Below are 988 nucleotides of genomic sequence, written 5' to 3'. Positions count from 1 at the left end.
GCGTCCAAGTACCGTCACCATTGTTGGTTGCCGGGTAATCCACGCCATCCACGGTCACCACCACACTCGCAGTAGGATCATCGATCGTACCGGTCAATGCAGGCGTTGTATCGTTCGTCGATACATCCGGGAAAGTCACCACCGGTGCAACAAGGTCAACGATAAAGCCGTCTGTACCATCAAGTACATCGCCTGTACCCAGGTTACCCAAGACATCTGTGTAGCTACCGTCAGCCACCGCAATGCTTGGTGCTGTGCCTGTGCCATCCGGTGTGAACACTGCTGTCCAGGTGATGTTGTCAGTCGTAGTCAGGCCAGTCAATGTACCGCCTACCACTGTGATGTCGCTTGCATCAAAGCCTGCTACTGCCTCACTGAACGTGAAGCTGATGTTGGCATCTTCACCTGCCGCAAGTGCAAGGTCATCTGTCGTGATTGCAAGGGTTGGTGCTGTCGCATCAACAGTCACTGTGCCGGTTACCGGAGTTGAAACGTTACCTGCTACATCTGTTGCAATCACGCTCACTGTGTGCGGGCCATCTGCCAACACTGGAAGTGTATTGTCTGCAAGCGTCCAAGTACCGTCACCATTGTTGGTTGCCGGGTAATCCACGCCATCCACGGTCACCACCACACTCGCAGTAGGATCATCGATCGTACCGGTCAATGCAGGCGTTGTATCGTTCGTCGATACATCCGGGAAAGTCACCACCGGTGCAACAAGGTCAACGATAAAGCCGTCTGTACCATCAAGTACATCGCCTGTACCGAGATTGCCCACAGTATCTGTGTAGCTACCGTCAGCCACCGCAATGCTTGGTGCTGTGCCTGTGCCATCCGGTGTGAACACTGCTGTCCAGATGATGTTGTCAGTCGTAGTCAGGCCAGTCAATGTACCGCCTACCACTGTGATGTCGCTTGCATCAAAGCCTGCTACTGCCTCACTGAACGTGAAGCTGATGTTGGCATCTTCACCTGCCGCAAGTGC

At 53.9% G+C, this 988-nt stretch carries 1 protein-coding gene; it reads right to left on the bottom strand.

From position 1 onward, the window contains the following. On the bottom strand, positions 1-988 hold a 988-nt coding region (locus tag HUN22_RS17295), incomplete at both ends, for an Ig-like domain-containing protein (protein ID WP_254617566.1).

This window comes from Acinetobacter lactucae (assembly GCF_013344765.1).
Classification (GTDB): Bacteria; Pseudomonadota; Gammaproteobacteria; order Pseudomonadales; family Moraxellaceae; genus Acinetobacter; species Acinetobacter lactucae_A.
Note: the sequence above shows the minus strand (reverse complement) of the source record. Positions and strands in the feature narration are given on the sequence as shown.